The following is a 26230-nucleotide window of genomic DNA, read 5'->3' on the forward strand; positions in this document are numbered from 1 at the left end:
GTAAGGCGCATGGCACGTTCGATCCGGTGGGCGGCGCTCGCAGCCGCTGCCGCGCTGCTGCTGTCCGGCTGCGGCGGGGGCTCGTCACCCGAGGGCGGCAAGCCGGAGGGGAGCGACACACACCCGTCGGCCACCGCCCCCGGCACGGCAGCGGGACTACCGTCGGCGCTCACCGCGCAGAGGCTCGACTGGGGCCGCTGCAAGGGCACCGCCGACTCCCCCGCCCCGAGCGGCGAGTGGCAGTGCGCCACGCTCCTGGCACCGCTGGACTGGTCGCGTCCGGCCGGCCGGACGATCGGCCTCGCCCTGATCCGGGCCAAGGCCGACGGCGGCGACCGCATCGGCTCGCTGCTGTTCAACTTCGGCGGGCCGGGCGGCTCCGGTGTGGCCGGCCTGCCGTCGTACGCACCGCTCGTCTCGCGGCTGCGGGAACACTACGACCTGGTCAGCTGGGATCCGCGCGGGGTGGCCGCCAGCGAGGGCGTGCGCTGCCGGGGCGACCGGGAGATCGAGGCCGCCGAGGCGGTCGACGCGACACCGGACACACCGGCCGAGGAGCGGGCGTTCCTCGGCGACGCCACCGCCTTCGGCAAGGGCTGCCGGCAGGCCGCCGGCGAGCTGATGGCGCACGTGTCCACCACCGACACCGCACGCGACATGGACCTGATGCGCCAGGTACTCGGCGACGCGAAGATGCACTACTTCGGCATCTCCTACGGCACCGAGCTGGGCGGCGTCTACGCCCATCTGTTCCCGCGGAACGTGGGCCGGCTGGTCCTCGACGCGGTGGTCGACCCGAGCGCCGACACCGTGGGCCACGCCGAGAACCAGACCCGCGGCTTCCAGCGGGCGCTGGACGACTATCTGAAGTCCACCGGCCAGGACCCGGAGCAGGGCACCCGCGAGATCGCCGACCTGGTGAACCGGTTGGACACCCGTCCGCTGCCCACCGCGTCCGGACGGAAGCTGACCCAGACCCTCGCGGTGACCGGCATCGTCCTGCCCCTGTACAGCAAGCAGAGCTGGCCGAACCTGACGAGCGCGCTCGGCTCGGCGGAACGCGGTGACGGCACGGAGCTGCTGGCCCTCGCCGACGGCTACAACGAACGCGACGTCTCGGGCCACTACGGCACCTCGTCCCATTCCCAGCGGCTCATATCCTGCCTGGACGAGAAGCAGCGCCCGACATCGCGGCAGACGCGGCAGCGTCTGGCGTCCTTCACCCGCATCTCGCCGGTCTTCGGCCCCTTCCTCGCCTGGGACACGGCCGGCTGGTGCCACGACTGGCCGGTGCCGGGCCAGTACGACACACCGCAGGTGAGCGCCCCGGGCGCGGCCCCCGTCCTGGTCGTGGGCAACACGGGCGACCCGGCCACACCCTACGAGGGAGCGCGGCGCATGGCCGACGAACTCGGCAAGAACGTCGGCACCCTCCTCACCTGGAAGGGCGAGGGCCACGGAGCGTACGGCAGCGGCAGCGACTGCGTGGACACGACGGTGAACGCGTACCTGCTGAAGGGCACACTGCCGAAGCCCGACACGGTCTGCTCATGAAGAAGGCGGGGGCCCCGGACGCCGTGGAAGGCACCCGGAACCCCCGCCACGCACAGCGGGGCTGCGACTCAGTAGACCGGCTTGTGCGGTTCGATCTGGTTGACCCAGCCGATGACTCCGCCGCCCACGTGGACCGCGTCGGCGAAGCCCGCGGACTTCAGGACCGCGAGGACTTCCGCACTGCGGACACCCGTCTTGCAATGCAAGACGATCTTCTTGTCCTGCGGGAGACCCTCGAGGGCGGTGCCCATGAGGAACTCGTTCTTCGGGACGAGACGGGCGCCCGGGATGGACACGATCTCGTACTCGTTGGGCTCGCGGACATCGATGATCTCGATGTTCTCGCCGTCGTCGATCCACTCCTTGAGCTGCTTGGGAGTGATCGTCGAACCGGCGGCCGCCTCCTGGGCCTCCTCGGACACGACGCCGCAGAAGGCCTCGTAGTCGATGAGCTCGGTGACGGTCGGGTTCTCGCCGCAGACCGCGCAGTTGGGGTCCTTGCGAACCTTGACCTGGCGGTAGGTCATCTCCAGGGCGTCGTAGATCATCAGGCGGCCGACCAGCGGCTCGCCGATGCCCGCGAGGAGCTTGATGGCCTCGTTGACCTGGATGGAGCCGATAGACGCGCACAGCACGCCCAGCACGCCGCCCTCGGCGCAGGAGGGGACCATGCCGGGGGGCGGGGGCTCCGGGTAGAGGCAGCGGTAGCAAGGACCGTGCTCGGACCAGAAGACGGAGGCCTGACCGTCGAAGCGGTAGATCGAGCCCCATACGTACGGCTTGTTCAGCAGCACGCACGCGTCGTTGACCAGGTAACGCGTCGCGAAGTTGTCCGTGCCGTCGATGATCAGGTCGTACTGGCTGAAGATGTCCATCACGTTGTCGGCCTCGAGCCGCTCCTCGTGAAGGACCACGTTCACGTACGGGTTGATGCCCTTGACGCTGTCGCGGGCCGACTCCGCCTTCGAACGGCCGATGTCGGACTGGCTGTGGATGATCTGGCGCTGCAGGTTCGACTCGTCGACCTCGTCGAACTCCACGATGCCGAGCGTGCCGACGCCCGCGGCGGCCAGGTACATCAGCGCCGGCGAGCCCAGGCCGCCGGCGCCCACACAGAGCACCTTGGCGTTCTTCAGCCGCTTCTGCCCGTCCATCCCCACGTCGGGAATGATCAGGTGGCGGGAGTACCGGCGGACCTCGTCTACGGTGAGCTCAGCTGCTGGCTCGACCAGGGGTGGCAACGACACGGGGACTCCGTTGGTCGGTCAATCACTACGGTTGTTCTCCCCGTAACAGTGCCATGGCCTTTTTCATTCCGAGACACCTGTCCCGACACGCGAGACGATGTCGTCCCAGAAGCCGGGCATCGTGGTCCACGCGTCCGTGCTGTCGCATCCCCGGCCGCCGTCTGCCACGCGGTCGGTGAACCAGATCGTGGCCGCGCCGTGCCAGCGGGCGATGCGCAGCGCCTCCTCCAGGTGCGGCTGGGGCACGCCGTGCACGAAGTGGCAGAAGCGCTCCGGCGGATGGTCCGCGGTCCACTCGGCCGCCTGCGACCAGCGGTAGTCGCTCCAGGCGCCGCTGAAGGTCACCAGCTGGTCGGCGCTCTCGGCGTAGCCGGGGTACGGGTGGGTGCCGTGGCCCAGGACGATGTGGGCATCGTCACGCCGGGCGCGCAGCGCGGAGACCGTGCGGCGCACCGCCGGGAGGTCGGCGCGGTCGACGGGGCAGCGGTGCAGCAGGAAGCCGTCGACCTGGTACCAGTCGAGGTAGCGCTCCGCGTCGCCGAGCAGATCGCCGGACATGCGCGCGGCGTCCAGCCGGCCCAGGACGCGCACGCCCGCGTTGCGCAGCCGGCCGGCGGCCTGCAGGCAGTGCGGGTCGGGGCGGGCACCGGGGCCGTCGGCGACGTCGAGGACGACCCAGTGCAGCGGCGTGCCCGGCCGGGTGAGCTCGCCCCACTCGGCCGGGGCGACAAGGGGGTGGGCGAGGCCGGGGATGCCGAGGCCGGTGCGCAGGACCGTGCCGGCGGAGCCCGCTGTCGTGCTGGTCAGATGCGGCATGCCGCCTCCATCCAGATGTCGGCGAGGGATTCTTCGAGGTTGATCCGCGGCCGCCAGCCCAACCGGTCGCGCGCGGTGCGCACATCGGCCTGCTGCCAGCTGCCGCAGCCGTCGGGGTACGGGTACGCCACCGGCACGACGTGGTCGGAGTCGGCGCGCGGGTGGCCGATCGTCGACCTGAGAGGCCCGGGCGGGCCGTCCAGCTCGTGCAGCGCGCCTCCGTATCCGGCGACCCGGGCGAGGGTCGCGGCGGCGTCGCGCAGCCGTACGGCGCGGCCCGATCCGATGTTGATGACGCCCTGCGCGGCCGACAGCGAGGCGGCGTGCACGGCGCGGGCGACGTCGCGGACGTCGATGAAGTCCCGCTGCGCGCCGAGGCCGCCGAGCTTGAGCTCACCGTCGCCGGACTGCATGGCGCGCCGCATGGCCTCGGCGAGCCGGCCGAGCGGGGAGCCGGCCGGGGTGCCGGGCCCGGCGGGCGAGAACACCCGCAGCACGACGGCGTCCAGGCCGGAGCCGAGGACCAGTTCGGTGGCGGCGAGCTTGCTGACGCCGTACGGGCCGCCGGGGCGTGGCACGGCGTCCTCGGCGGTGGAGGAGCCGGGCTGGCTGGGGCCGTACTCGGCGCCGCAGCCGATCTGCACCAGACGCGCGCCGCAGCCGCTGCGGCGCAGGGCCTCGCAGACGGTGGCGACGGCGACGGTGTTGTGCCTCGTCAGGTCGCGGGCACCGCCGCGGGTGGCGCCGGCGCAGTTGATGACGACGCCGGGGTGCACCGCGTCCAGGAAGCGGGTGAGCGCACCCGGGCTGCCGCTGGCGAGGTCGAAACGGACGTCGGCGTCGTCGCCGCGGCCGAGCGCGGTGAGCTGGACGGCCGGGTCGGCGAGCAGGCGGTCGGCCACGAAGCGGCCGAGGAAGCCGTTGGCTCCGATCAGCAGGACCCTCATCGGGCGGCTCCCCAGGCCGAGTCCTCACGGGAGGTGATCATCTGGTCTTCTCCTTCAGGGATGTTGCGATGGCGTGCGGCCCGGTGGGAGGTGGGCTGCCGGCGGCTCACCGGTGGTGGTCCGCTCGCGCGTGGGCCGAGGCCCGGGTGAGGGTGCGGGTCGCGTGGATCAGCAGAGTCAGTGCGGCCGCCCCGCACAGCAGGGCGGGAACGGAGCCGGAGCCCAGGGCGCCGACGAGGGCCTCGACCGGGGTGGCCAGGAAGCCGCAGCCGGGCAGGCGGGCGCTGAAGACCAAGGCCGGGACGGCGGCTTCGCAGCCCGCGGTGACGGCGAGGAGGAACCGGGGGGCGCGTGTGAAGCCGTGAATGGTCAGGAGCCGGGCGAGCAGCAGCAGCGCGCCGAGGGTGAGCGCCTGGGCGTAGCCGGCGCTCTCGCCCAGGACCGCCGCGCACAGGGCGAGCAGAGCGGTGAGCGCGGCCAGGAACAGGGCGAAGACGCCGAGCAGCAGGGGCCGTACGGCGGCGGCGAACTCCTCCAGGCCGCGGCTGGTGGCGAGTTTGCGGCGTGCGCGGGCCGAGAGGAGGTGCGCGCACCAGGCGGCGGGGGCGCAGGCGAGGGCGAGCGCCAGGACAGGGGCGGCGGCGAGGGGCCATGCGCCCGTCGCGGTGCCGTCGGGCAGGCCGTCGGGGCCTCCGGTGACGGCGTCCGACAGCAGGGCGTCGCCCAGAGCGGCGTAGGCGAGCAGCCAGCAGGTCCACGCGCGAGTGCCGGCGCGGCGCACGCCCGGGTGGAGGCGGTGCGGGGCGCCGAGCGGCTCCCGTCGCAGGACGGCCCGCAGTGCGCCGGCCACGGCGAGGACGCCGGCCAGGGCGACGAACAGGCGTGGGCGGCCGTCGGTGAGGCGCAGACCGGCCACGGTCGCGGCGCAGAGGGTGCCGGGCAGCAGGGAGAGCAGCAGCCAGGCCGTGCGCGGCCGCTCCGCGGTGGCGGTGGCCGGGGGCTGTGCCGGGGCGTCGCCCGGGCGGGGCACGCGCGCGTACATCTCCTCCGCGAGAGAGAAGACGTCCCGGTGGCGGAAGCGGGCGGCGGTGCGGTCGGTGACACCGTGCGCCTCCAGACCGGCCGCGATCTCCAGTGGGTCGACGGCCCGCTCGCACAGCTCGCGGTGCCGGTGCATCAGGGCCTTCACGGGGTCCACGGTTCCGCGCCGGGGGGCGGGGGGCTTGCGGTCGGCGGAGGCGGCGGATGCCACGGAGGTCGTGGTGGCCGGGGAGCGGTCCGGTACGTCGGGCCGTTCCGTGACCGACCGGTCCTCCCCGGCTTCGTGTGTGCCGTCGGCGTTCACCCAAGGCCCGGCTGCGCGCGTGCCGTGGGCGTTCGCCCCCGCTAAGGCCTCGTCCAGCAGCTGTGCCGACCGCGTGTCCCACGGGCCGGGGCTGCTGGGCGCACTCGGGCGGTCGAACTCTCCCGTGCCGCTCATCGCGCCCCCTCCCCCGCCGGGACCGGCGCGGTGCCGGCCCGGGCCGCCGCCCGTACAGGGGATGCCGTGGCCCAGCCCGGGCCGCCGCCGGCCATCACGCGGGCGCCGCCGGAGTCGGTCCAGCGGCCCGGCACATGCGCCTCGGCCGGGACGCCGAACGGCAGGGGCTCGCCGGTGTCGTCGAGGACGACGCGGTTGACCGGGCAGCGGGAGACCAGCTCCAGGTAAATGCCGTGAAATGCCGCGACGTTCTGCTCGACGGTGAACAGCTCCAGCGCCCGCGCGCGTGCGGCCGCGCCCAGGCGCGCACGGCGCTCGGGGTCGCGCAGCAGCGCCACGCACGCCTCGGCGAGCGCCCGCGGGTTGCGCGGCGGTACGACGAGGCCGGTGCCGCCGATGACCTCCACGACGGCGCCGACGTCCGTGGAGACGGTCGCGCGGCCGCAGAACATGGCCTCGACGAGCCCGATCGGGAAGCCCTCGACGACGCTGGACAGCACGACGACCGCGCCCGCCGCGTGGGCGTCCGCGGGGGTGGGCAGTTCCGGGCCGCCGATCTCCTCGAAGGAGACGGGGTTGTCGCCGACGGTATGCAGCCCGTCGGCCTCGTCGGGGAAGAGCTGGGCGGCGAGCGCCCGGCAGTGCACCAGGTACGCCTCGCCCTCGGCGCCGGCCGCCGGGCCGACGATCCGCAGACGCGCGCCCGGCTCCTCCTTGCGGACCTCGGCGAAGGCGTGCAGCAGCGACACCAGGTCCTTGGCCGGTTCGATCCGGCCGACCCACACGAGCGTGCCGGGGTCGGCGGCGTCGGGCGCCTCGCCCACCTCGGCGAAACGGCTCGCGTCCATGCCCGGGTAGACGGTGCGCAGTTTGTCCCGGTCGGCGCCGCAGCGTTCCTGCCAGCGGCGGGCGTGCGCGTTGCCGGGCGTGACGCAGGCGGCCCGGCGGTAGACCTCGCCGGCGAGCCGCCCGTGGAAGGCGGCGAGCAGGGCCCGTACGGCGGGTGCGGCGTCCGGGCCGGCGCCGCCGTGCGCCAGATAGTGGCTGCGCAGCCGGACGCCGTACTCGGTCACCAGCAGGGGTACGCCGAAGAAGTGACCGGCGAGCAGGCCGGGCAGGGCGGCCGGGCCACCGGAGGCGGCGTGGCACAGGTCGGCCGAGCCGAGCCCGGCGTCGTCGTACCAGTCGAGGGAGAGGGGGCGCAGGGCGCTCTCCAGGTGGGCGGCGACCGTGAGGAGGTCCGGTACCCGGGCATCCCGTGCGGTGCGCAGTGCGCCAGGCGCGCGACAGGCGCGTTCGAGGGCGCGTACCGCCCCTTCCGAGCGGAGCGCGCTGACCAGTCCGCCCTCGTCGCGGGCGAGGTCCGCGAGGCCGTACAGCGCGTTGCTGAAACGGTCCGCCTCGGGGGCGTGCGCCGGGCCGGCGGACGGCTCCGCACAGACCGCGGCCACCAGCTCGCCGTAACACTCGGCGAACCGCCGGCGCGCGCGGCGCCCGTACCTCACGCCGTCGTCCTCGGCCGTCCACAGCGGCGCCATACGCACCCCGCTGACCTGCGGCGGCAGCGGAACCCGGCCCTCGTCCTCCTGGCACCGACTGCGGCTGAGCGCGTAGACGTCGAACTCGTGCTGCCCCAGCCCGCGCACGAGCCGGTCGCACCACGGCCCGGCGTCACTGCTCAGAAACGGGTAGCCACCCTCCGTAACCAGTCCGATACGCACGCGTACACCCCCGATCTCCGTGTGGGGAGCCGCCGTTGGTCCGGCGGCTCGCAGCGGGACGAACGTATGCGGACAAGGCGGTGGCGCGACGGACGGTTGTCCGTCGCGCCACCAAAAGGGGTGAACGGGAGTAACTTTGCCGTGCGGTTCGCGTTCGGTCGCGCTAAGAGATCAGGCGGTTGCGAAACGTCATCCGGCACGCCGGTGCCGAGCGCCGCCGCGTCCCGGCTCGGGGGTGGCGGGCGGGCCTGCCGTCAGACGGCCGTCATCGGCCCGGATACGGCCAAGGGTTGGGCCGGCAGTGGATGCCGTCGTGGTCCAGGAACTTGGTCTGCTGCTGCATGACCGGGGCGAGCTCGCCGTCCTTGTCGCAGGTGACGTGGCCGTGACCGAGACGGTGGCCCACCTCGTGGTTGATCAGCATCTGCCGGTAGGCGTGGATCTGCTCGCCGTACGTCGGGGAACCCTGCGCCCACCGGTAGGCGTTGATCATCACGCGCTCGGTGGCGGCCGAGTCGCAGGAGACGTTGTCCTCGGTGGTGTCCAGGCCCGACTTGGCGCACCAGGCGGCGGTGGTACCGGGGCTGGCGAGCGTGATGACGAAGTCGGGCTTGCCGGAGGAGACGCGCTCGAAGGTGCGCGCGCCGCCGTGCGCCCAGCTGCGGGGGTCGTTGAGCGTCTTCTGCACAGCCTCGGCGAACAGTGCGCCGTCGAGACCGAGGCCCTGCTCCACGTCCACGCGGTAGGTGTACTTCTGCCCCTTGCCGGGCGCCTTGTCGGTGCCGGGCACCGCCTCGAAGGCCCCCGGGCCCTTGAGGGTGGCGCCGAGCGGGTATTTCCGCGCCATCTTCTTCTCGTACGTCAGCGGGGCGGCCGGCGCCGCCGCGTTCGGCCGGCCGTCGCCGCGCGAGGCGGAGTCACGGCCGTCACGCGCCTGGTCGGTGGCCGACTGCGCGTGGACGCCGTCCCCGTGGCCACCGGCGACCTGTCCGGCCACGACGACCGCGAGCACGGTGGTGACGGCGGCGGCCGCGATGCCGGTGAACGTGCGGCCCTTGCCGCTCTTGCCGCCCTTCGCACGGTCGGGCTGATCGTCGGCGGTGAGACCGGAGTCCGGTGTGTGGGCACCGGGCGGGGCGACAGCGGAGTCGGCCCCGGCCGCGGCGGAGGGGCCGGCGGGCCGGTCAGGGGTGGTCCGGGGGCGGACGAAGACATCGTCGCGGGGGCCGGGGCCCCCTCGGCCGTCGCCCGCCTCGCCGCCGAGGTCGCGGGGGTCGCGGCCGTCGCCGTCGAAGCCCTCGAAGGCGTCGAGATAGTCCTGACGGGGGCCGGCCGACGAGGCCTTCCGCTGCCGCGGCAGGGGAACACCGGCGACCTGCGGCCCCGCAGGGCGCGCCCGCCCTGCTCCACCGGGTCCGGCCAACTCGCCCCAGCCACCGCCGGATTCGCGCTGCTCGGGATGGCCACCCCGCACGCGGGGGACGCCGTGCGCGGGGGTGCCGCCGGGGAACCGGGGGACATCGTGCGCAGGCATCCCCTCAGCCGGCCTCCTCCCACCCTGCGCAGGCGCACCCGGCGCAGGCATGCCCTGCATCCGCCCACCCGGCATCCGCGCACCAGGCATCCGGGCACCAGGCGCAGGCATCGGCGCACCCGGCGCCGGCGAGCCATGGGCGGAGCCGGGACCGGCCCAGGACCCGCCAGGCCCGCCGGACCCGGCAGGCCGGCCAGACCCGCCAGGCGCCCCGGATCTTGCCGGACCCCTGACGTAGTCCTCCGTGTCCTCCCCCGCCCCCGGTGTCGGCGGCTGCGGAGCCGGCGTTTCCGCACGCCTCGCCCCCGCTGCCCCCGTGGTGTCGCCAGGCGCCTTTTTGGGCGCGGGCCCCCGCCTGCTGTGGCGTCCCACGTCGCGCCTCAGCTCCCCTGGCTCGCGGACTCGGATGCGGACAAAGACATGACGGCGGAGCCGGAAGCGGCCCTCTCCACGTCGGTCAGCAGCTCACGGAACCCGGTGGCCACGGCCCGGGGGTACTCCATCATCGCCACATGTCCGGCCTCCGGCAGTGTCAGCAGGCGGGCGTCGCGGAAGGTGCGCGCCGCCTTCTGGGCCATGCGGAAGCCGACGAGCCGGTCACGGCCGCCGTAGACGAGCAGGGTGGGCGCGAGGACGCGGGCGGCCTGGCGCCACAGCCCGTGCTGGCCGCCCAGTGTGTAGGCGTCGACGATCCCGCGCGCGGAGCGCGCCATGGCGTCCCAGAAGTACGGCAGCCGCATGCGCCGCTCCAACTCCTCCACGGCGTACCGGAACGCCTCCGGTGACACGCGCGAGGGGTCGCCGTAGCACAGGGCCATGGAGCCGCGGACGCGCTGCTCGGCCGTCCAGTCGCGGGTCAGCCGCGTGAACAGCGCGGCCACGCCGGGCACGGCCAGCAGCCCCGTCGGTACGGCGGAGCGCTGGATGCGCAGTTCCGGCAGCGCGGGGGAGACGAGCGTCAGGGTGCGCACGAGGTCGGGGCGCAGGGCGGCCACGCGCGTGGCGACGGCCCCGCCGAGGGAGTTGCCGAACAGGTGGACCGGTCCGCGCCCGGAGGAGTCGAGGTAGCGGATCACCGCACGCGCGTGCCCGCTGATGGAGTAGTCGCCGTCGTCCGGCGGTGGCGAGTCGCCGAACCCCGGCAGGTCCACGGCCTCGCTGTCCACGACGCCGTCCAGCTCGGCCATGAGCGACGACCAGTTCTGCGAGGAGCCGGCGAGCCCGTGGACGTACAGCGCGGGCGGCAGTCCCTCACGAGCGGCGGGCCGCGAGCGCACGGTGAGAGTGATGCCGGGCAGTCCGACCGATGTCAGCCGCTCGCCCTCCGCGACCCTGACGGGCGCCGCCTTCGGGGCCAGGTCGGTGGGCGGCACGGACGGCAGCTCGGTCGAAGACATGCGGCAATGTTACGAGACGATCACGCATTGGTTCACGTGTTCGCCATCACAGGGGTCGCCGGAACCCCAAGGGGCACATGGCCGTCGCGGGCGTAGGACCGGGACAGGTCGGTCACGTACGCGCGTACGACCGGCACGCGCCGGGCACGCACACGCGGGTACGGCATCCGCCCCATCCGCACGCGCGTACAGCCGCGACAGCATGGCGTCCGCATCGGGTGTCTCCTACGCTCAGGACAGGGCACCCGAGTGTGACCCCCTGCTTCTTCAGGGACATTCGAAGGAAGGGAGCCCGTCCATGGCCGTCGACCCCACCGACCCCGAGACGTTCGAGGAGATCGAGGAGGAGGGTGCTGCGGAGTTCGACGTGGAGGCGCCCGACGCGGACGCCGCCGAGCAGCACGCCGACGTCGCGCCCGATCGCGACGACCCGCTGACCGGTGTGGACCCCGCCCGGGCGAACGAGGCCGACCTGGTCGAGCAGGCGCGCGTCGTCTCGCTCGACGAGGACGACTACCGCTGACCTCCCGGCACCCCGCTGAGCTGGAGAGAGGCCATTTTTTGCCCGCTCGGATCAGGTTTGAAACCCTTTACCCGACTTTCGTCACCGTCCGGTCCGTGAAATTCTGCGCTCGCACCGCGCGCACCCGGGTTACCGAAAAGTACGATGGCGGCGCGGCGCACACCGCATGTGGACGACTTTGGGAGGCGGCGTGACAGCCATCGAGCAGACAGAGGCGGTACGCCCGCGGGGTACGCGCCTGCCGCGCCGTGCCCGACGGAACCAGCTGCTGGGCGCCGCGCAGGAAGTCTTCGTGGCGCAGGGCTACCACGCCGCCGCGATGGACGACATCGCCGAGCGCGCCGGTGTCAGCAAGCCCGTGCTCTACCAGCACTTCCCGGGCAAGCTCGACCTCTACCTCGCGCTGCTGGACCAGCACTGCGAGTCGCTGATCCAGTCCGTACGCAACGCGCTCGCGTCGACGACCGACAACAAGCAGCGCGTACGGGCGACGATGGACGCCTACTTCGCGTACGTGGAGGACGACGGCGGCGCGTTCCGCCTGGTCTTCGAGTCGGACCTGACGAACGAACCCGCGGTGCGCGAGCGCGTCGACAAGGTCACGAACGAGTGCGCCGAGGCGATCTGCGACGTCATCGCCGAGGACACCGGCCTGTCGCGTGCGGAGTCGATGCTGCTGGCCTCCGGCCTCGGCGGCCTCGCGCAGGTGGTGGCCCGCTCCTGGCTGCACAGCGACCGCAGCGTGCCGCGCGACCAGGCGGTGCAGCTGCTGGCGTCGCTGGCCTGGCGCGGCATCGCCGGCTTCCCGCTGCACGGCACCGAGCAGCATCACTGACACACCCCCCGATGGGGACCGCGACAGCCGACGGGAGTTTGTTCCCGTCGGCTGTTCGCTGTTGGCGTGCCCGGCGCGGAGCGTGCGGGTCCCCTCACCGGGCTAATGTGTGCTGGGTACGGCGCGGAAGGTCGCGCACTTCACTGACCGTCGGAGGGACATAGCCGTGGAGGTCAAGATCGGCGTGCAGCACGCGCCCCGCGAGATCGTTCTGGAGAGCGGTCAGAGCGCCGAGGAGGTCGAGCAGGCGGTGGCCGAGGCGCTGGCCGGCAAGTCGCAGCTGCTGAGCCTCAAGGACGAGCACGGCCGCAAGATCCTGGTCCCGGCCGACCGCATCGCCTACATCGAGATCGGCGAGCCCGCCCCCCGCAAGGTGGGTTTCGGCGCGCTGTAGGGACGCCGCATCGCGGAGGCGTGACGTGAGGGGGCCGACGGTTCGACACCGTCGGCCCCCTCCGGCGTTCCCTCCGGCGTTTCCTCCTGCTTTCCCTACGCGTGCTCTACGGGGACTTCACGGGCTTCACGGACGGAGCACGGCGGCTCCACAGCCGAGGATTGGATTCCGCAGGTCACGGGTATGACGGGCTACGACCTTGGTACCGGGTGGGTGTCACCTTCGGTGCAATGTCCGGTCGTCTGGGAGGGACCCGCGATGATCTTCGAAGCGCTCGGTTCGGCAGTGATCGGTCTGGTCCTGGCGTGGGCCGCGCTGCACCGCCTGTCGCACCGGCTGCCGAACCGCGCACTGGTCCTCGCGACGGGTGCCGCAGGCGCCCTCTTCGGCGACTTCGTCACCCACAGCGCCCTCGGCACCGGCAGCGCCCTGCCCAGCCTGATCGGCGCGGCCATCGTCTCGGCGGCGTCCCTCTCCCTGCTCCTGCGCCCCGCAGGCCGCCTCCGCCGATCAGCGACGGCGTAGCCGGAGCCGAAGGGGCGCGGGGAAGCGCGCGACCAGCCACCACGGGCCCGCAGCCGCGCACCTCCCCGCAACCACCCCCACGGAGCGAACCCCGCTCAGGCCGCGAGGCCCAGCGCAGCCATCCGCTTGGTGTGCGCCTCGGTGATCCGCGAGAACATCCTGCCGACCTCCGCGAGGTCGAACCCGTCCGCGACACCTCCCACGAGCATCGTGGACAGCGCGTCGCGGTCGGCCACCACCCGCTGGGACTGCGACAGCGCCTCGCCCATCAGCCGCCGCGCCCACAGCGCCAGGCGCCCGCCCACGCGCGGATCGGCATCGATCGCCGCCCGCACCCGGTCCACGGCGAACCCGGCGTGGCCCGTGTCGTCCAGCACGGCCAGCACCAGCGAGCGCGTATCGGAGTCCAGGCGGGCCGCGACCTCGCGGTAGAAGTCGCTGGCGATGGAGTCGCCGACGTACGCCTTGACCAGGCCCTCCAGCCAGTCCGAGGGCGCGGTCTGCCGGTGGAAGCCGTCGAGCGCGGCGACGAACGGCTCCATCGCCAGCGTCGGGTCCTCGCCGATCTCGGTGAGCCGGTCGCGCAGCCGCTCGAAGTGGTGGAACTCGGCCGACGCCATCTTCGCCAGCTCCGCCTTGTCCGCCAGCGTGGGAGCGAGCTTGGCGTCCTCCGCCAGGCGCTCGAACGCCGCCAGCTCGCCGTAGGCGAGCGCGCCGAGCAGGTCCACGACGGCGGCCCGGTACTGCGGTTCGGCGGCGGCCGTCGCCCAGTCCTGGGCGGCGACTGCCGTAGGTGCGTCGGAGGCGTGGTCAGGCTTGTCAGAGGTCGTCATGCAGCGCACAATAGTCCGCTCTCCGCACGACGGAAGGGCTGGTCACCACAGGGGCGGCGGCTGTGCCGGTCTCCACCGGACGGATGTGACGACCACAACGTGACCGAATCGGCCATCGCGTGTGCACCGATCCGGGGTATGGTGGTAATGCGCCTGCCGAATACTCGGTCGTGTTCCGACGTAGTGTCTCGACGGGCCGCACGTATGAGGATGCCCGGTCGGTGGCCCGATCGGCTCCGACCCGACAGCCCTCCCCGACCGTACGGCAGGACGCGTACGGCCCCGGAGGGGGACACCCTCAGCGGTACGAGCGCTCGAGCGTCGGCAGAGGTCCCGTGCACTACGGCTTGCCCGTCCGGCTTTCCGTAAGGCGGCCGACGTCCCCGGCACGGTCCGACACGACCCCCGCGCTCGCCTCGCACCGCGCACACAGAAGAGGCAGCACCCTGACTACGACGTTCCGAGAGCTCGGGATCCTCCCCGAGACCGCCGAGGCCCTGGAGGCCGTCGGCATCATCACCCCCTTCCCCATCCAGGAGATGACCCTCCCCGTCGCCCTCTCGGGCACGGATGTCATCGGCCAGGCCAAGACCGGCACGGGCAAGACCCTCGGCTTCGGCCTTCCGCTCCTCGAGCGCGTGGTCGTCCCCGCGGACGTCGAGGCCGGACGGGCCGCCCCCGAGGCGCTCACCGAGGCTCCCCAGGCGCTCGTCGTCGTCCCCACGCGCGAGCTGTGCACGCAGGTCACCAACGACCTGCTGACGGCGGGCAAGGCCCGTAACGTGCGCGTGCTGGCGATCTACGGCGGCCGCGCGTACGAGCCGCAGGTCGAGGCGCTGAAGAAGGGCGTCGACGTGGTCGTCGGCACCCCGGGCCGCCTGCTCGACCTCGCGGGCCAGAAGAAGCTGGACCTGAAGCACATCAAGTCCCTCGTCCTCGACGAGGCCGACGAGATGCTCGACCTGGGCTTCCTGCCCGATGTCGAGAAGATCATCAACATGCTGCCGGCCAAGCGGCAGACCATGCTGTTCTCGGCGACGATGCCGGGCGCGGTCATCGGTCTCGCGCGCCGTTACATGTCCCAGCCCGTCCACATCCGCGCCACCGCGCCGGACGACGAGGGCGTGACGGTCGCGAACATCAAGCAGTTCATCTACCGCGCGCACTCCATGGACAAGCCGGAGATGGTCGCGCGCATCCTGCAGGCCGAGGGCCGCGGGCTGGCGATGATCTTCTGCCGGACCAAGCGCACCGCCGCCGACATCGCCGAGCAGCTCCAGCGCCGCGGCTTCGCGGCCGGCGCGGTCCACGGCGACCTCGGCCAGGGCGCCCGTGAGCAGGCGCTGCGCGCCTTCCGCAACGGCAAGGTCGACGTCCTCGTCTGCACCGACGTCGCCGCGCGCGGCATCGACGTCGAGGGCGTCACGCACGTCATCAACTACCAGTCCCCCGAGGACGAGAAGACGTACCTGCACCGCGTCGGCCGCACCGGTCGCGCGGGCGCCAAGGGCACGGCGATCACGTTCGTCGACTGGGACGACATCCCGCGCTGGCAGCTGATCAACAAGGCGCTGGAGCTGGACTTCAACGACCCGGTGGAGACGTACTCGAGCTCCCCGCACCTGTTCTCCGACCTCGGCATCCCCGCGGGTACGAAGGGCACCCTGCCGCGTTCCGAGCGCACCCGCGCCGGCCTCAACGCCGAGGAGCTCGAGGACCTGGGCGAGCCGGGCGGCCGGGGTGGCCGCGGCCGCGGTGGCCGCAGCGACCGCCGCGACGAGTCCCGTTCCCACGACCGCGAGGCGGAGCGCGAGCGCAGCCGTACGCCGCGCCGTCGCCGCCGTACCCGCAGCGGGTCGCCGCTGGAGGCGGGCGCCGAGCAGACGGCTCCGGCCGCCGCCGAGGCGACCGCGACCGCCGAGGGCGCCGAGGGTGACGAGGGCGGCCAGCGCGTCCTGCGCCGCCGTCGCCGCACGCGCGGCGGTTCCACGGCCGCTCCGGCGGTCCAGACCGCCACCGCCGCCGCGACGACGGAGAGCGCCACGGCCGCGGAAGCCGCGGTCACGGCGTCGGAGGGCACGGCGCTCGATGCGCCCGAGACGCCGGCGAAGTCGCGCCGCCGCCGCACCCGTAAGCCGGCGGAGGCGGCCCCGGCTCCGGCCGAGGTCACGCCGGCGTCCGAGCCGACGGCCCCGTCGGCCCCGGAGCAGGCCGAGGTCATCGAGGCCCCTGCCGCCGCGCCGCGCCGCCGTACCCGTAAGGCGACGGCTGTGACGGAGACGGCCGCCGAGGCAGCCGTGGACACGGCGGAGACCGCCGAGGCCAAGCCGAAGACCCGCCGCACCCGCAAGGCGACGGTGAGCACCGAGGACGCCGCCCCGGCGACCGAGGTGACCGCGGAAACCGCCGAGGCGACCGAGGCGAAGCCGAAGACCCGCCGCACCCGCAAGACCGCGGCGAGCAAGACCGCCGAGGCAGCCACTGAGGCAGCCCCCGAGGCAGCCGTGGCGGCCATCGACACCGCCGAGGCGACCGAGGCCAAGCCCAAGGCGCGCCGCACCCGCAAGACCGCGGCGAGCAAGGCCACCGAGGCAACCGCCCAGGCAACCGCCGAGATCCCGGCCCAGGCCACCGCCGAGCCGGAGACCGACGCCAAGCCGAAGACGGCCCGCCGCACCCGCAAGACCGCGGCCACGGCTGCGACGGAGACGGCAGCCGAGGCGGCCGTCGACACGGCCGAAGCCACCGAGGCCAAGCCGAAGACCCGCCGGACCCGCAAGACGGCAGCCACCGCCACCGCGGAGCCGGAGGCGGAGGTGACGGCGGAGACCGCCGAGGCCAAGCCGCGCCGCACCCGCAAGGCCACGGCGGCCGTCGACACGGCCGAGGGCGCGGAGGCCGAGCCCAAGGTCCGCCGCACCCGCAAGACCGCGGCGAGCAAGGCCACCGAGGCAACCGCCCAGGCAACCGCCGAGATCCCGGCCCAGGCCACCGCCGAGCCGGAGACCGACGCCAAGCCGAAGACGGCCCGCCGCACCCGCAAGACCGCGGCCACGGCTGCGACGGAGACGGCCGAAGCCACCGAGGCCAAGCCCAAGGTCCGCCGGACCCGCAAGACGGCAGCCACCGCCACCGCGGAGCCGGAGGCGGAGGCTGCCGCAGAGGCCAAGCCGAAGACCCGCCGCACCCGTAAGGTCGCCGCGAGCGCCACGGAGCCGGCCGACGGCTGATCCGCGCCCCGGCAAGCGCATCCGACGGCCCGTCCCACCTCGCGTGGGCCGGGCCGTCGGCGTGTGCGCGTCTCCCGGCCCGCCAGGGCCGCCCGTTGCCCTCGGGGCCGCCCGATACCCTTCGGCTCGTGACCGATCGCACCGCGCCCGAATCCGCAGCAACCCCCTCCCCCTTCACCCCGCCCCCCGGCGCCCGCGCCCACCGTCTGCGCACCGCGCGTGGGGAGTTCGCGGTGGTGGACATGCCGGTGTCACCCGGCGTCGCCCAGCGGGGCATCGCGCTGCTGGTGCCCGGATACACCGGCAGCAAGGAGGACTTCGCGCTGCTGCACGAGCCGCTCGCCGAGCGCGGGTACCGGACGGTCGCCGTGGACGGACGCGGGCAGAACGAGTCCGACGGCCCCGCGGACGACGAGTCGCCGTACGCCCAGGGCGAGTTGGCACGGGACGTGCTGGCGCAGGCGGCGGCCCTCGGGGAGCCGGTGCATCTGCTCGGGCACTCGCTCGGCGGTCAGCTGTGCCGGGCGGCCGTGCTGCTCGACCACACGCCGTTTCGGTCCTTCACGCTGATGTCCTCGGGTCCGGCGCAGATCTCCGTCTCGCAGGAGCAGCGGGTGAAGCTGCTGCGGGACGCGCTCGCGGTGATGACGATGGCCGGGGTGTGGGACGTCATGCAGACGATGGGCCCGCCGGAGGAGGTCGGCGGCGCGGCCCGCGGTCCGGTGAGCCCGGAGCAGCTGCGGCAGCGCTGGCTGAACACCCGTCCGGCGCAACTGCTGGCCACGGGGCGGCAGTTGTGCGCCGAGCCGGACCGGGTGGCCGAACTGGCCGCTCTCCCGCTGCCGTTCCACGTGCTGTCCGGCGCCCACGACGACACCTGGCCGGTGCCGCTGCTGGACGACATGGCCGTACGCCTGGACGCGCGCCGCACGGTCATCGAGGGCGCCGAGCACTCCCCCAACGCCGACCAGCCGCAGGCGACGGCCCGGGCGCTCGCCGACTTCTGGGACACCGTCCCGGCGTGAGCGGCTAGGCCCTGTCGTTTGGATCAGGCCGGCTGTGAGATGCGGCGCCTTTCGGCCGACCCGAGCGGGGTCTGGTGCGTGCAGCTGCAAGGCGGAGGAGGGCGCCAACGCGGAGCGTTGGCAACCGACGACAACGCGGCAGATGTGCGTGCCAGACCCCGCGACGCCGGGATGATCCAAACGACAGGGCCTAGTACTGCGTCCGCAGGTGCTCCCAGAACCCGTCGCGCAGTGCGCGCCGCAGGTCCGCCTGGCCGCGCAGGGAGTACTGGAGCAGGCCCTCGGCCTCGACGAGCAGGTCCTGGTCGACCGAGCCCGGCAGATAGGGGTGCCCGGGTAGCAGCTCCACCAGGGCCTCGCGCCCCCGCGCCGCGAACCACTTCGCCGCGATCTGCGCACCGACGAAGCGGACGTCCTCGCGGGTGGGCCGGTTGACCTGCGCGCCTTCGTAGGTGGCGGCGGTGCGCCGGGAGACGTACGGCTTGAAGAAGTCGAGGTCGAGGGTGCGCTGGCTGTCGACCTCCCACAGCAGGGGTTCCGCCTGGTTGCGGCCCTCGGGTGCCTCGATGCCCCACAGGTGCACCCGGGCGCCGTAGCCCTGGGCCGCCTCGACCGCCGAGACCAGGTCCTCATCACCGCCGAGCAGGGCCGCGTCGCTGATGGCGCGGTGCCGGGCGAGGGACTCCAGGTCGGAGCGGATCAGCGAATCGACGCCCTTCTGCTGGTTGTTGGCGTTGAGGTTGCCCAGGCGGACCTTGACGTCGGGCAGTTCCGCGATGCACTGCTGCTCGGCGGTGTGGATACGGCGCCGGGCGCCGTCGTACCAGTAGACGCGCAGCAGACGGCTGTCGGCGAAGACGTTGCGGGCGCGGTCGATGAGCGCCTCGATGAGACCCTCGGCGTCGAGATCGAAGGCGCGGCGGTCCTCGGTGCCCGCGACCAGGCGACCGGCGGCCGCGTAGAGGTAGCCCGCGTCGACGAAGATCGCGTGGGTGGAGGGCGTCTTGGCCACCTCGGCGAGCATGCGCTGGAGCAGCTCGTTCGTGCGGTCGATGCGGGCGGCCAGCGCCGCCGGGTCGTCGTTCATCGTCTCCATTGTCCTGTTGGTCACGCTGCGGACACAACCGGTCCCGTTCGGTCCCGCGCCCGACGTCTTACTCGTCAGTAATTAGCCGTTCGAAAAATTTCTTTAGCGTAGGGAATGTTCGTAACACGCAGCGGGTTGACTAAGACGTACGGATCGCGGGCACCGACGCCCAGTGGTCCACTGATGAGTAGTTCTCCCCAGGAGGATGACCAGACGAAGGGGGAAGCCACCATGCGCTTCGAAATCATGCGACTCGACGACGTCGACGGTACGCCCGTGGACACGACTGTCGTGGACGCCGCCTCCGTCAACAGGATCGTTCAGCAGGCCGCCGCCATCGGGCAGCGCCTGTGGATCCGCCCGGCCGACACCACGGCCTCATAACAGGGCGGCTCCCCCACCAGAAGCTTCAGGGCCCCGCACGGCACATCGCCGCGCGGGGCCCTGCTGCGTGTACGGGCGGATCAGCCGCCCCGGATCACCTGGGTGACGCCGTTGATGATCTGCTGCACCGCGATCGCGGAGAGCATCATGCCGGCGAGCCGGGTCACCAGGACCACGCCGCCGTCCTTGATGACCTTGATGATCAGCAGCGAGTAACGCATCACCAGCCACAGCACGACGTGGATCGCGAGGATCGCCGCCCAGACCGACACCTGCGAGGAGACGCTGCCGGCCTTCTGCACGGCCAGGATGACCGACACGATGGCGCCGGGCCCGGCGAGCAGCGGCATGCCCAGCGGGACCAGGGCGACATTGACGTCCTTGGTCTGCTTGGGCTCGTCGGTCTTGCCGGTGAGCAGGTCGAGGGCGATGAGCAGCAGGAGCAGCCCGCCCGCGATCATCAGCGCGGGCACGGAGACATGCAGATAGTTCAGGATCTGGTGGCCGAGCAGACCGAAGACGGTGATCACGCCGCCGGCCACGCAGACGGCCTGCAGCGCCATCCGCTTCTGCACCCGTGCGGGGCGGCCGCCGGTCAGCGCGATGAAGATCGGGGTGATCCCAGGGGGATCCATGATGACAAAAAGGGTCAGAAAGAGAGAACCGAAGACAGCGACGTCGAACATGAGTGTGGTGCAAGCCTTGCGAGAAGTGAGAAAGAGAGAGGGGACGTGAGCGGACGGCTCACGCTCCGCCGGCGCCGGGCACCGGGAACGCTCCGGTCGCGCGCCGGGTGATCTCCCCGTAGACCTCGGGGTCGGTCGTGTACGTGCCGAGTTCGACCGTCTTACGGCTGCCGTGGTAGTCGGAGGAGCCGGTGACCAGCAGGCCGAGGTCCTTCGCCAGACCGCGCAGCCGGGCCCGGGTCTCCTCGTCGTGGTCCATGTGGTCGACCTCGATGCCGTCGAGACCGGCCGCGGCCATCTCGGCGATCGCGGACTCCGGCACGGTCCGCCCGCGCTTGCTCGCGGCCGGGTGCGCGAAGACCGTGACCCCGCCCGCGCCCTTGACCAGGCGGATGGCCTCGAAGGGGTCGGTCTCGTGCTTCTCGACGTACGCCCGGCCGCCGTCGGCGAGCCAGTCGGCGGTGAAGGCGTCGCTCACGGTGGGGACGACACCCAGCTCGACCAGCGCGGTCGCCACGTGCGGCCGCCCCACCGATCCGTCGCCGGCGATCCGGGCCACCTGCTCCCAGGTGACCGGCACGCCCAGCGTGTTCAGCTTGGTGACCATGCCCTGGGCCCGCGGCACCCGGTCGTCCCGGACCAGCTCGCGCTCGGCGAGCAGCGCGGGCTCCTCGGGATCGAAGAGGTAGGCCAGCAGATGCATCGAGACGCCGTCGATACGGCAGGACAGCTCGGCGCCGGTGACCAGCGTGAGCCCCTCGGGCAGCGCGGCGATCGCCTCGGCGTACCCACGGGTGGTGTCGTGATCGGTCAGCGCCACGACGTCCAGCCCGGCCGCGGCGGCGTTACGCACCAGCTCAGCCGGGGTGTCCGTACCGTCGGACGCGGTGGAGTGGCAGTGCAGATCGATACGCACGACGCGAACTCCAGGCGGGACGGTACGGAAGGGGACACTCAAGGATAGCCGGGTTTTCGCACCCCCCTGTCACACCCGCACTCCACAGCGCCCCTTACACCGACCGACCCAAGGCGCGGGGAACTGCGCGACCAGCCCACGACGGCCCGCAGCCGCCATCGACCAGGAACCGGCCCCCTCAGTGGGCGCACCGCTCGAGCCGGCGCAGCCCTACGGCTTCAGCAAGCGCGGCGACAACGCCCCACACGGCACCAGTTCGACCTCCGCCCCCGCCTCACGGAGATCCGCCAGCACCAGCTCGTCGTACATCAGCAACCCCGACTGCTCGGGCCACACCACGGCCCACAGCCACAACCCGAGCGCCTCCCCGGCGAAGACGGCACGGTCGGCCGGTCCGCCGGACACGTGCCACAGCGGCGTCGGCCGCCCGGCGGCCAGGACCTTGACCTCGGCGGGTTTCTCGACGTTCATGTGCGGCCCCGGGTCGGGCCCGTCCAGACCGGCGTACCGCGCTCCGAGACCCACGCCCAGTTCCTCGGCGACGAGGATCAGCTCCCCCATGCCGCCGAGCGGACCGGGACCCGTACAGGCCACCGCGGTCGCACGCCCGCCGCTGCGGTCGTCGCCGGCGCAGGCCACACCGGTGAACAACCAGCCGACCGGCAGCGGCCACGGCATCCACACCGGGACCTGGGTGCGACGCACCACCGCGTCGAGGGCCTCGACGCTGGGTGGGATCACAGGCTGCAACGGATACACCGTCCCGTGGACATCGCACTGCCAGGAGTCGGCGAAGAGGCCGGGAGCCCTGACCCGGCCACCACACTTCGGGCAACTGGGTTCGCCCCTCATAGGGCTCCACGGTCCTACCCCGGCCGCGCCACGTCAAGGACGATCACCCGTCCGGACTCTCCCCGTCCGCCGCACCCACCAGGCAGAACTAGATGCTAGCTGCACTAATTAGCTCACCTAACTTACTGTATCTGCTGCATGTATTTTGCAACCATCCCTCGTCGGGCACTCGCCGGGACTGGAGAAGACATGGACCCCTTCGACGCGGAAGCCGGCAGCATCCTGCGGCAGCCCAAGGCGGTCTGGGCGACCGCGGGCGCGTCCGTCGTCGCCTTCATGGGCATCGGACTGGTCGACCCGATCCTGCCGTCCATCGCCAAGGGGCTTCAGGCCACGCCCAGCCAGGTCTCGCTGCTGTTCACCTCCTACTTCCTGATCACCGCGATCGCCATGCTGGTCACCGGCTTCGTCTCCAGCCGCATCGGCGGCCGCAAGACGCTGCTGGCCGGTCTCGCGCTGGTCGTGGTCTTCGCGGGCCTGGCCGGCACCTCGGACTCGGTCGGTGAGCTGGTCGGCTTCCGCGCGGGCTGGGGCCTCGGCAACGCGCTCTTCGTCTCGACCGCGCTCGCGGTGATCGTCGGCGCGGCGGCCGGCGGCAGCGCGGCGGCGATCCTGCTCTACGAGTCGGCGCTCGGCCTCGGCATGGCCTGCGGCCCGCTGCTGGGCGCGCTGCTCGGTGACGTCAGCTGGCGCTACCCGTTCTTCGGCACCGCGTTCCTGATGGCGGTGGGCTTCCTGTGCATCACGGTGTTCCTGAAGGAGCAGCCGAAGCCCGCCCGCAAGACCTCGCTGCTCGACCCGCTCAAGGCGCTCGGCCACGGCGGCCTCGCCTCCGCCGCCGTCTCGGCGTTCTTCTACAACTACACGTTCTTCACGATCCTGGCCTTCACGCCGTTCGTGCTGAACATGACGCCGTACAAGTCGGGCGCGGTCTTCTTCGCCTGGGGCGTGCTGCTCGCGGTGTTCTCGGTGATCGTGGCGCCGCGCATGCAGGCCCGGTTCGGTTCGCTGAAGGTGCTGGGCGGCTCGCTGGTGCTGCTCGCGGTAGACGTGGCCGTCCTCGGCTACGGCGACCACGCCACGGCGATCGTCTGCACGATCCTGTCCGGCGCGTTCATCGGCGTGAACAACACCGTCTACACGGAGCTGGCCCTCGGCGTGTCGGACGCCCCGCGTCCGGTGGCGAGCGCCGGCTACAACTTCGTGCGGTGGTTCGCAGCGGCGGCCGCGCCCTACCTCGCGCCGAAGATCGAGGAGTGGAGCGACCTCCACATCCCGTTCGTGGTCGCGGCGGTCACCGCGGTCGTGGGCGCGCTCGTGGTCCTCGTACGGCGCAACGCCCTCACCCTCCCCCAAGTTCTCGACTCCGCTCGAACAGGGGGGACCCCCATGGCCGAGGAACTGCAGCCGAAGCACGCCACCGAGGACGGTGTCACGGTCTTCGCCAACTGACCCCGGCCGCCATGCGGTTGGTGACGTCCGTCACTCCAGCGGGACGGACCTGCGGGACGGATCCCGCAGGTCCGTTCCCTGTGCCAGCCACTTCTCCTGGAGGGCCTGGGCGCCGTGCACACGCTTCCAGGCGGCCTCGTTCGGGGTCATCGGCAGCAGCGGCAGGAAGCGGACCGGGTCCATCGGGTCGTCCAATTCCAGATCCTCCACCAGCCCGCCGGGCTCGGCGACGAGGACGGAGGTGAAGGGGGCTCCCGGCCACAGCGGTTCCCCGACGTCCAAGGACGCGCCCGGGGTCACGACCAACCCCTCGACCTGCGGGGACGCGGCCAGCACGGCGAGCGGACGGAGCACTTTGTCGGTCTCGGTGACGCCGGCGCGCACCGACAGCACCAGCTCGGCCCGGGGCCCCTTGACGGGATCGGCGAGCATCGCGGTGGGGTCGGTCATCGGCTGCGCGGACATGCCGAGGGTGGCGTAACGCACGATGCCCCCCTCGTGGAAGCGCAGCACCTCGATCCGTTCCGTGCCGAGGAAGGTGACCGCCGCGCGCGCGTCCGGCTCGCCCAGCGCGGTGCGCAAGCGGGCCTCGACCAGAGGAAGAACATCTGCCATGCGGCGAGCATAGAACTCGTCAGTAGCGGGCAAAGCGGCGCCTTGACACACCGGTCGGCTGATACTCTTGGCCGGTCGGGCAGCACGCAGAAGCGTTGCGCATCCAGCCCGGCGCCGAAGGAACTCCCTTACGAGGGACCGACCGGAGGAGGTGGGGCTGTCATGGATCGAAGTCGACCGTGCAGTACCACTCGCTCTTCCGGCCGCTGATGCGGTTGCCCTGAATCCGGCCTGCTGCCGCCTTTCGCGCTCGCGCCTTCACTCGGAAGAGCACTTCGTTTCGTTTTGCCTGATCTGTCTGATCTGAATCAGCAGCGAAGCTCGTCACCGCAACGGTGCGGTGCTCCCCGCTTTGTGGATGTGCCAAACATACGCACGCAGGACGTCCTCATTCCGGGTAGTTCCACCCGCTGTGGGTGACCGGGGTCTTCGCTGCCCGATGCGAAGGAGCCCGCCCATGTCGATGATCCGCGACCTGCGCGCTGTGGTCCGCCCCTCCCGTGTCTCCCTGCGCAAGGAACTGCCCAGGACCGGCGGCTACGACACCTCCCCCCGCCCGGCCCGTCCGTCGGCCGTCGTCGACTGCGCCGTGTACCGCGACGGCGCCCGCCTGCCCAGTGACCGCCCGATCACCCCGCAGGAGGCCATGCGCCAGGTGCGGCGCGACGGCGGCTTCGCGTGGATCGGCCTGCACGAGCCGACCGAGGCCGAATTCGCCGGGATCGCCACCGAGTTCGGGCTGCACCCGCTGGCCGTGGAGGACGCCGTGCAGGCGCACCAGCGGCCCAAGCTGGAGCGGTACGACGACTCGCTGTTCACCGTCTTCAAGACGGTCCACTACGTCGAGCACACCGAACTCACCGCCAACAGCGAGGTCGTCGAGACCGGCGAGGTGATGTGCTTCACCGGGCGGGACTTCGTCATCACCGTCCGGCACGGCGGCCAGGGCAGCCTGCGCGCGCTGCGCCACCGCCTCCAGGACGACCCCGAACTGCTCGGCAAGGGCCCCTCGGCGGTGCTGCACGCCATCGCCGACCACGTGGTGGACGGTTACATCGCGGTCGCCGACGCACTCCAGGACGACATCGACGCCGTCGAGACGGACGTCTTCTCGCCCGGCCGCAAGGGCACCCCGCGCGGCACGGACGCCGGCCGGATCTACCAACTCAAGCGGGAGATCCTGGAGTTCAAGCGGGCGGTGTCGCCGCTGCTGCGGCCCATGCAGCTGCTGAGCGAGCGGCCGATGCGGCTGGTGGACCCCGACATCCAGAAGTACTTCCGCGACGTCGCCGACCACCTCGCCCGCGTCCAGGAGCAGGTCGTCGGCTTCGACGAGCTGCTGAACTCCATCCTGCAGGCCAACCTCGCGCAGGCGTCCGTGGCGCAGAACGAGGACATGCGGAAGATCACCTCGTGGGCCGCGATCATCGCCGTACCGACGATGGTGTGCGGGGTGTACGGGATGAACTTCCAGCACATGCCGGAGCTGCACTGGCGCTACGGCTACCCGGTGATCATGTCGATCACGGTGGCGATCTGTCTCGGCATCCACCGCACCCTCAAGCGCAACGGCTGGCTGTGACGGGCGCGGCAAAGACGCTGGTTAGGCTGGGCGCATGACTAGCGAGCTGCTCGACCAGGCCCTCGTCGAGGAGGCCACGAAGAAGTCCGGCCTCATCTGGGTCAAGGCCGCCGGCGCCCCGGCCGCGCATGCGCTGTGGCACGTGTGGCACGAGGGCGCGGTGTGCCTGGTCGGTGACGGGACCGGGGAGCAGCCGCTGACCGGGCTCACCGACGGCGGCACCGCCGAGGTGACCGTGCGCAGCAAGGACAAGGGCGGCCGGCTGGTGTCCTTCCCCGTGAAGGTCGTCGAGCCGGCGCCGGAGTCCGAGGCGTGGCAGGCGGCCGTCGCCGAGCTGAAGGGCAAGCGGCTCAACGCGCCCGACGGTGAGGCGATGGTGGAGCGGTGGGCGCGGGAGTGCCGGGTGCTCCGCCTGGAACCGGTTGGGTCGGTGTTGCCGTTGCCCGAGGGGTCGCTGGCCGCGGTGCCGGTTGCCTCGTCGGCGACTACGCGGGAGGCCGTTCCGGCGGGGTTGCCTCGGTTGCTTTTCAAGAAGCGGAAGCGGTAGCGCTCCGCGGGTAGTGCCGGGTTCTGTCGTCTTTCGGCTGCGGCTGCG

At 72.4% G+C, this 26230-nt stretch carries 24 protein-coding genes; 11 read left to right on the forward strand and 13 right to left on the reverse strand.

Translation table 11 applies throughout. The annotated features are described in order from the left end of the window. Positions 1 to 9 precede the first annotated feature (9 nt). Entirely contained in the window at positions 10 to 1554 is a 1545-nt protein-coding gene (locus AB0J12_RS04425; protein ID WP_363262659.1) for an alpha/beta hydrolase, read from the forward strand. 68 nt (positions 1555 to 1622) lie between these two features. Here AB0J12_RS04425 and moeZ read toward each other — a convergent pair whose 3' ends face one another. From moeZ to AB0J12_RS04460, 7 genes are all read right to left on the reverse strand, one after another. Further along, a complete protein-coding gene (gene moeZ / locus AB0J12_RS04430) occupies positions 1623 to 2801 on the reverse strand; it encodes an adenylyltransferase/sulfurtransferase MoeZ (RefSeq protein ID WP_363262660.1) in 1179 nt (392 codons plus the stop codon). 63 nt (positions 2802 to 2864) lie between these two features. Then, positions 2865 to 3617, reverse strand: coding sequence for a spherulation-specific family 4 protein (locus AB0J12_RS04435; protein ID WP_363262661.1), 753 nt, complete (start codon positions 3615 to 3617; stop codon positions 2865 to 2867). Further along, positions 3605 to 4564 (reverse strand): NAD-dependent epimerase/dehydratase family protein, encoded by a 960-nt coding sequence (locus AB0J12_RS04440; protein WP_363262662.1) that lies wholly within the window; start codon positions 4562 to 4564, stop codon positions 3605 to 3607. The genes AB0J12_RS04435 and AB0J12_RS04440 overlap by 13 nt, the downstream gene beginning before the upstream one ends. Before the next feature lie 106 nt (positions 4565 to 4670). Continuing rightward, positions 4671 to 6044: a hypothetical protein gene (locus tag AB0J12_RS04445; RefSeq protein ID WP_363262663.1), complete on the reverse strand. Its 1374-nt coding sequence runs from the start codon at positions 6042 to 6044 to the stop codon at positions 4671 to 4673. Further along, the gene (locus AB0J12_RS04450) at positions 6041 to 7765 is read right to left on the reverse strand and encodes a DUF3492 domain-containing protein (protein ID WP_363262664.1); all 1725 of its coding nucleotides are present in this window, start codon (positions 7763 to 7765) and stop codon (positions 6041 to 6043) included. Before AB0J12_RS04450 ends, AB0J12_RS04445 begins: the two co-directional genes overlap by 4 nt. Before the next feature lie 265 nt (positions 7766 to 8030). Further along, positions 8031 to 9410, reverse strand: coding sequence for a DUF3152 domain-containing protein (locus AB0J12_RS04455; protein ID WP_363262665.1), 1380 nt, complete (start codon positions 9408 to 9410; stop codon positions 8031 to 8033). A 269-nt stretch (positions 9411 to 9679) separates the two neighbouring features. Continuing rightward, the gene (locus tag AB0J12_RS04460; RefSeq protein ID WP_363262666.1) at positions 9680 to 10696 is read right to left on the reverse strand and encodes an alpha/beta hydrolase; all 1017 of its coding nucleotides are present in this window, start codon (positions 10694 to 10696) and stop codon (positions 9680 to 9682) included. A 298-nt stretch (positions 10697 to 10994) separates the two neighbouring features. Between AB0J12_RS04460 and AB0J12_RS04465 the strand changes: the two genes are divergently transcribed. From AB0J12_RS04465 to AB0J12_RS04480, 4 genes are all read left to right on the forward strand, one after another. Next, a complete protein-coding gene (locus AB0J12_RS04465; RefSeq protein WP_361631287.1) occupies positions 10995 to 11219 on the forward strand; it encodes a hypothetical protein in 225 nt (74 codons plus the stop codon). 190 nt (positions 11220 to 11409) lie between these two features. Beyond that, positions 11410 to 12054 (forward strand): TetR/AcrR family transcriptional regulator, encoded by a 645-nt coding sequence (locus AB0J12_RS04470; protein ID WP_363262667.1) that lies wholly within the window; start codon positions 11410 to 11412, stop codon positions 12052 to 12054. A 166-nt stretch (positions 12055 to 12220) separates the two neighbouring features. After that, complete coding sequence (locus AB0J12_RS04475; protein ID WP_363262668.1) at positions 12221 to 12448, forward strand: DUF3107 domain-containing protein; 228 nt, start codon at positions 12221 to 12223, stop codon at positions 12446 to 12448. Positions 12449 to 12706: 258 nt separating this feature from the next. Next, positions 12707 to 12973 carry a hypothetical protein gene (locus AB0J12_RS04480; protein WP_363262669.1) on the forward strand — a complete coding sequence of 89 codons (267 nt, stop codon included), beginning with the start codon at positions 12707 to 12709 and terminating at the stop codon, positions 12971 to 12973. A 95-nt stretch (positions 12974 to 13068) separates the two neighbouring features. Here the strand turns inward: AB0J12_RS04480 and AB0J12_RS04485 are convergent, their stop codons facing one another. Further along, the gene (locus tag AB0J12_RS04485; protein ID WP_363262671.1) at positions 13069 to 13806 is read right to left on the reverse strand and encodes a ferritin-like fold-containing protein; all 738 of its coding nucleotides are present in this window, start codon (positions 13804 to 13806) and stop codon (positions 13069 to 13071) included. 539 nt (positions 13807 to 14345) lie between these two features. Here AB0J12_RS04485 and AB0J12_RS04490 point away from each other — a divergent pair. After that, positions 14346 to 17036 (forward strand): DEAD/DEAH box helicase, encoded by a 2691-nt coding sequence (locus AB0J12_RS04490; RefSeq protein WP_363262672.1) that lies wholly within the window; start codon positions 14346 to 14348, stop codon positions 17034 to 17036. 128 nt (positions 17037 to 17164) lie between these two features. Next, positions 17165 to 18061 carry an alpha/beta hydrolase gene (locus AB0J12_RS04495; protein WP_363262673.1) on the forward strand — a complete coding sequence of 299 codons (897 nt, stop codon included), beginning with the start codon at positions 17165 to 17167 and terminating at the stop codon, positions 18059 to 18061. Between the two features lie 190 nt (positions 18062 to 18251). On the opposite strand, the gene AB0J12_RS04500 is transcribed toward AB0J12_RS04495, so the two are convergent. Continuing rightward, positions 18252 to 19157 (reverse strand): NYN domain-containing protein, encoded by a 906-nt coding sequence (locus tag AB0J12_RS04500; RefSeq protein WP_363262755.1) that lies wholly within the window; start codon positions 19155 to 19157, stop codon positions 18252 to 18254. Between the two features lie 222 nt (positions 19158 to 19379). Here AB0J12_RS04500 and AB0J12_RS04505 point away from each other — a divergent pair, with 222 nt between their 5' ends. Further along, entirely contained in the window at positions 19380 to 19532 is a 153-nt protein-coding gene (locus AB0J12_RS04505) for a hypothetical protein (protein WP_155060754.1), read from the forward strand. A gap of 80 nt (positions 19533 to 19612) precedes the next feature. Here AB0J12_RS04505 and AB0J12_RS04510 read toward each other — a convergent pair whose 3' ends face one another. The 3 genes from AB0J12_RS04510 to AB0J12_RS04520 form a co-directional block, all read right to left on the reverse strand. Then, complete coding sequence (locus AB0J12_RS04510; RefSeq protein WP_363262674.1) at positions 19613 to 20218, reverse strand: MarC family protein; 606 nt, start codon at positions 20216 to 20218, stop codon at positions 19613 to 19615. A gap of 58 nt (positions 20219 to 20276) precedes the next feature. Further along, the gene (locus tag AB0J12_RS04515) at positions 20277 to 21134 is read right to left on the reverse strand and encodes a PHP domain-containing protein (RefSeq protein WP_363262675.1); all 858 of its coding nucleotides are present in this window, start codon (positions 21132 to 21134) and stop codon (positions 20277 to 20279) included. Positions 21135 to 21344: 210 nt separating this feature from the next. Then, a complete protein-coding gene (locus tag AB0J12_RS04520) occupies positions 21345 to 21986 on the reverse strand; it encodes a DUF6758 family protein (RefSeq protein WP_363262676.1) in 642 nt (213 codons plus the stop codon). Between the two features lie 189 nt (positions 21987 to 22175). On the opposite strand from AB0J12_RS04520, the gene AB0J12_RS04525 reads away from it, so the two are divergent. Continuing rightward, positions 22176 to 23438, forward strand: a complete 1263-nt coding sequence (locus tag AB0J12_RS04525) for an MFS transporter (protein WP_363262677.1) — start codon at positions 22176 to 22178, stop codon at positions 23436 to 23438. Between the two features lie 30 nt (positions 23439 to 23468). On the opposite strand, the gene AB0J12_RS04530 is transcribed toward AB0J12_RS04525, so the two are convergent. Then, entirely contained in the window at positions 23469 to 24053 is a 585-nt protein-coding gene (locus AB0J12_RS04530; RefSeq protein ID WP_363262678.1) for a suppressor of fused domain protein, read from the reverse strand. Positions 24054 to 24510: 457 nt separating this feature from the next. Here AB0J12_RS04530 and AB0J12_RS04535 point away from each other — a divergent pair, with 457 nt between their 5' ends. Beyond that, complete coding sequence (locus AB0J12_RS04535; protein WP_363262679.1) at positions 24511 to 25635, forward strand: magnesium and cobalt transport protein CorA; 1125 nt, start codon at positions 24511 to 24513, stop codon at positions 25633 to 25635. A 34-nt stretch (positions 25636 to 25669) separates the two neighbouring features. Next, positions 25670 to 26182, forward strand: a complete 513-nt coding sequence (locus AB0J12_RS04540) for a hypothetical protein (protein WP_363262680.1) — start codon at positions 25670 to 25672, stop codon at positions 26180 to 26182. Positions 26183 to 26230 lie beyond the last annotated feature (48 nt).

It is taken from the genome of Streptomyces sp. NPDC049915 (assembly GCF_040656475.1).
In the GTDB taxonomy this organism is placed as follows: Bacteria; Actinomycetota; Actinomycetes; order Streptomycetales; family Streptomycetaceae; genus Streptomyces.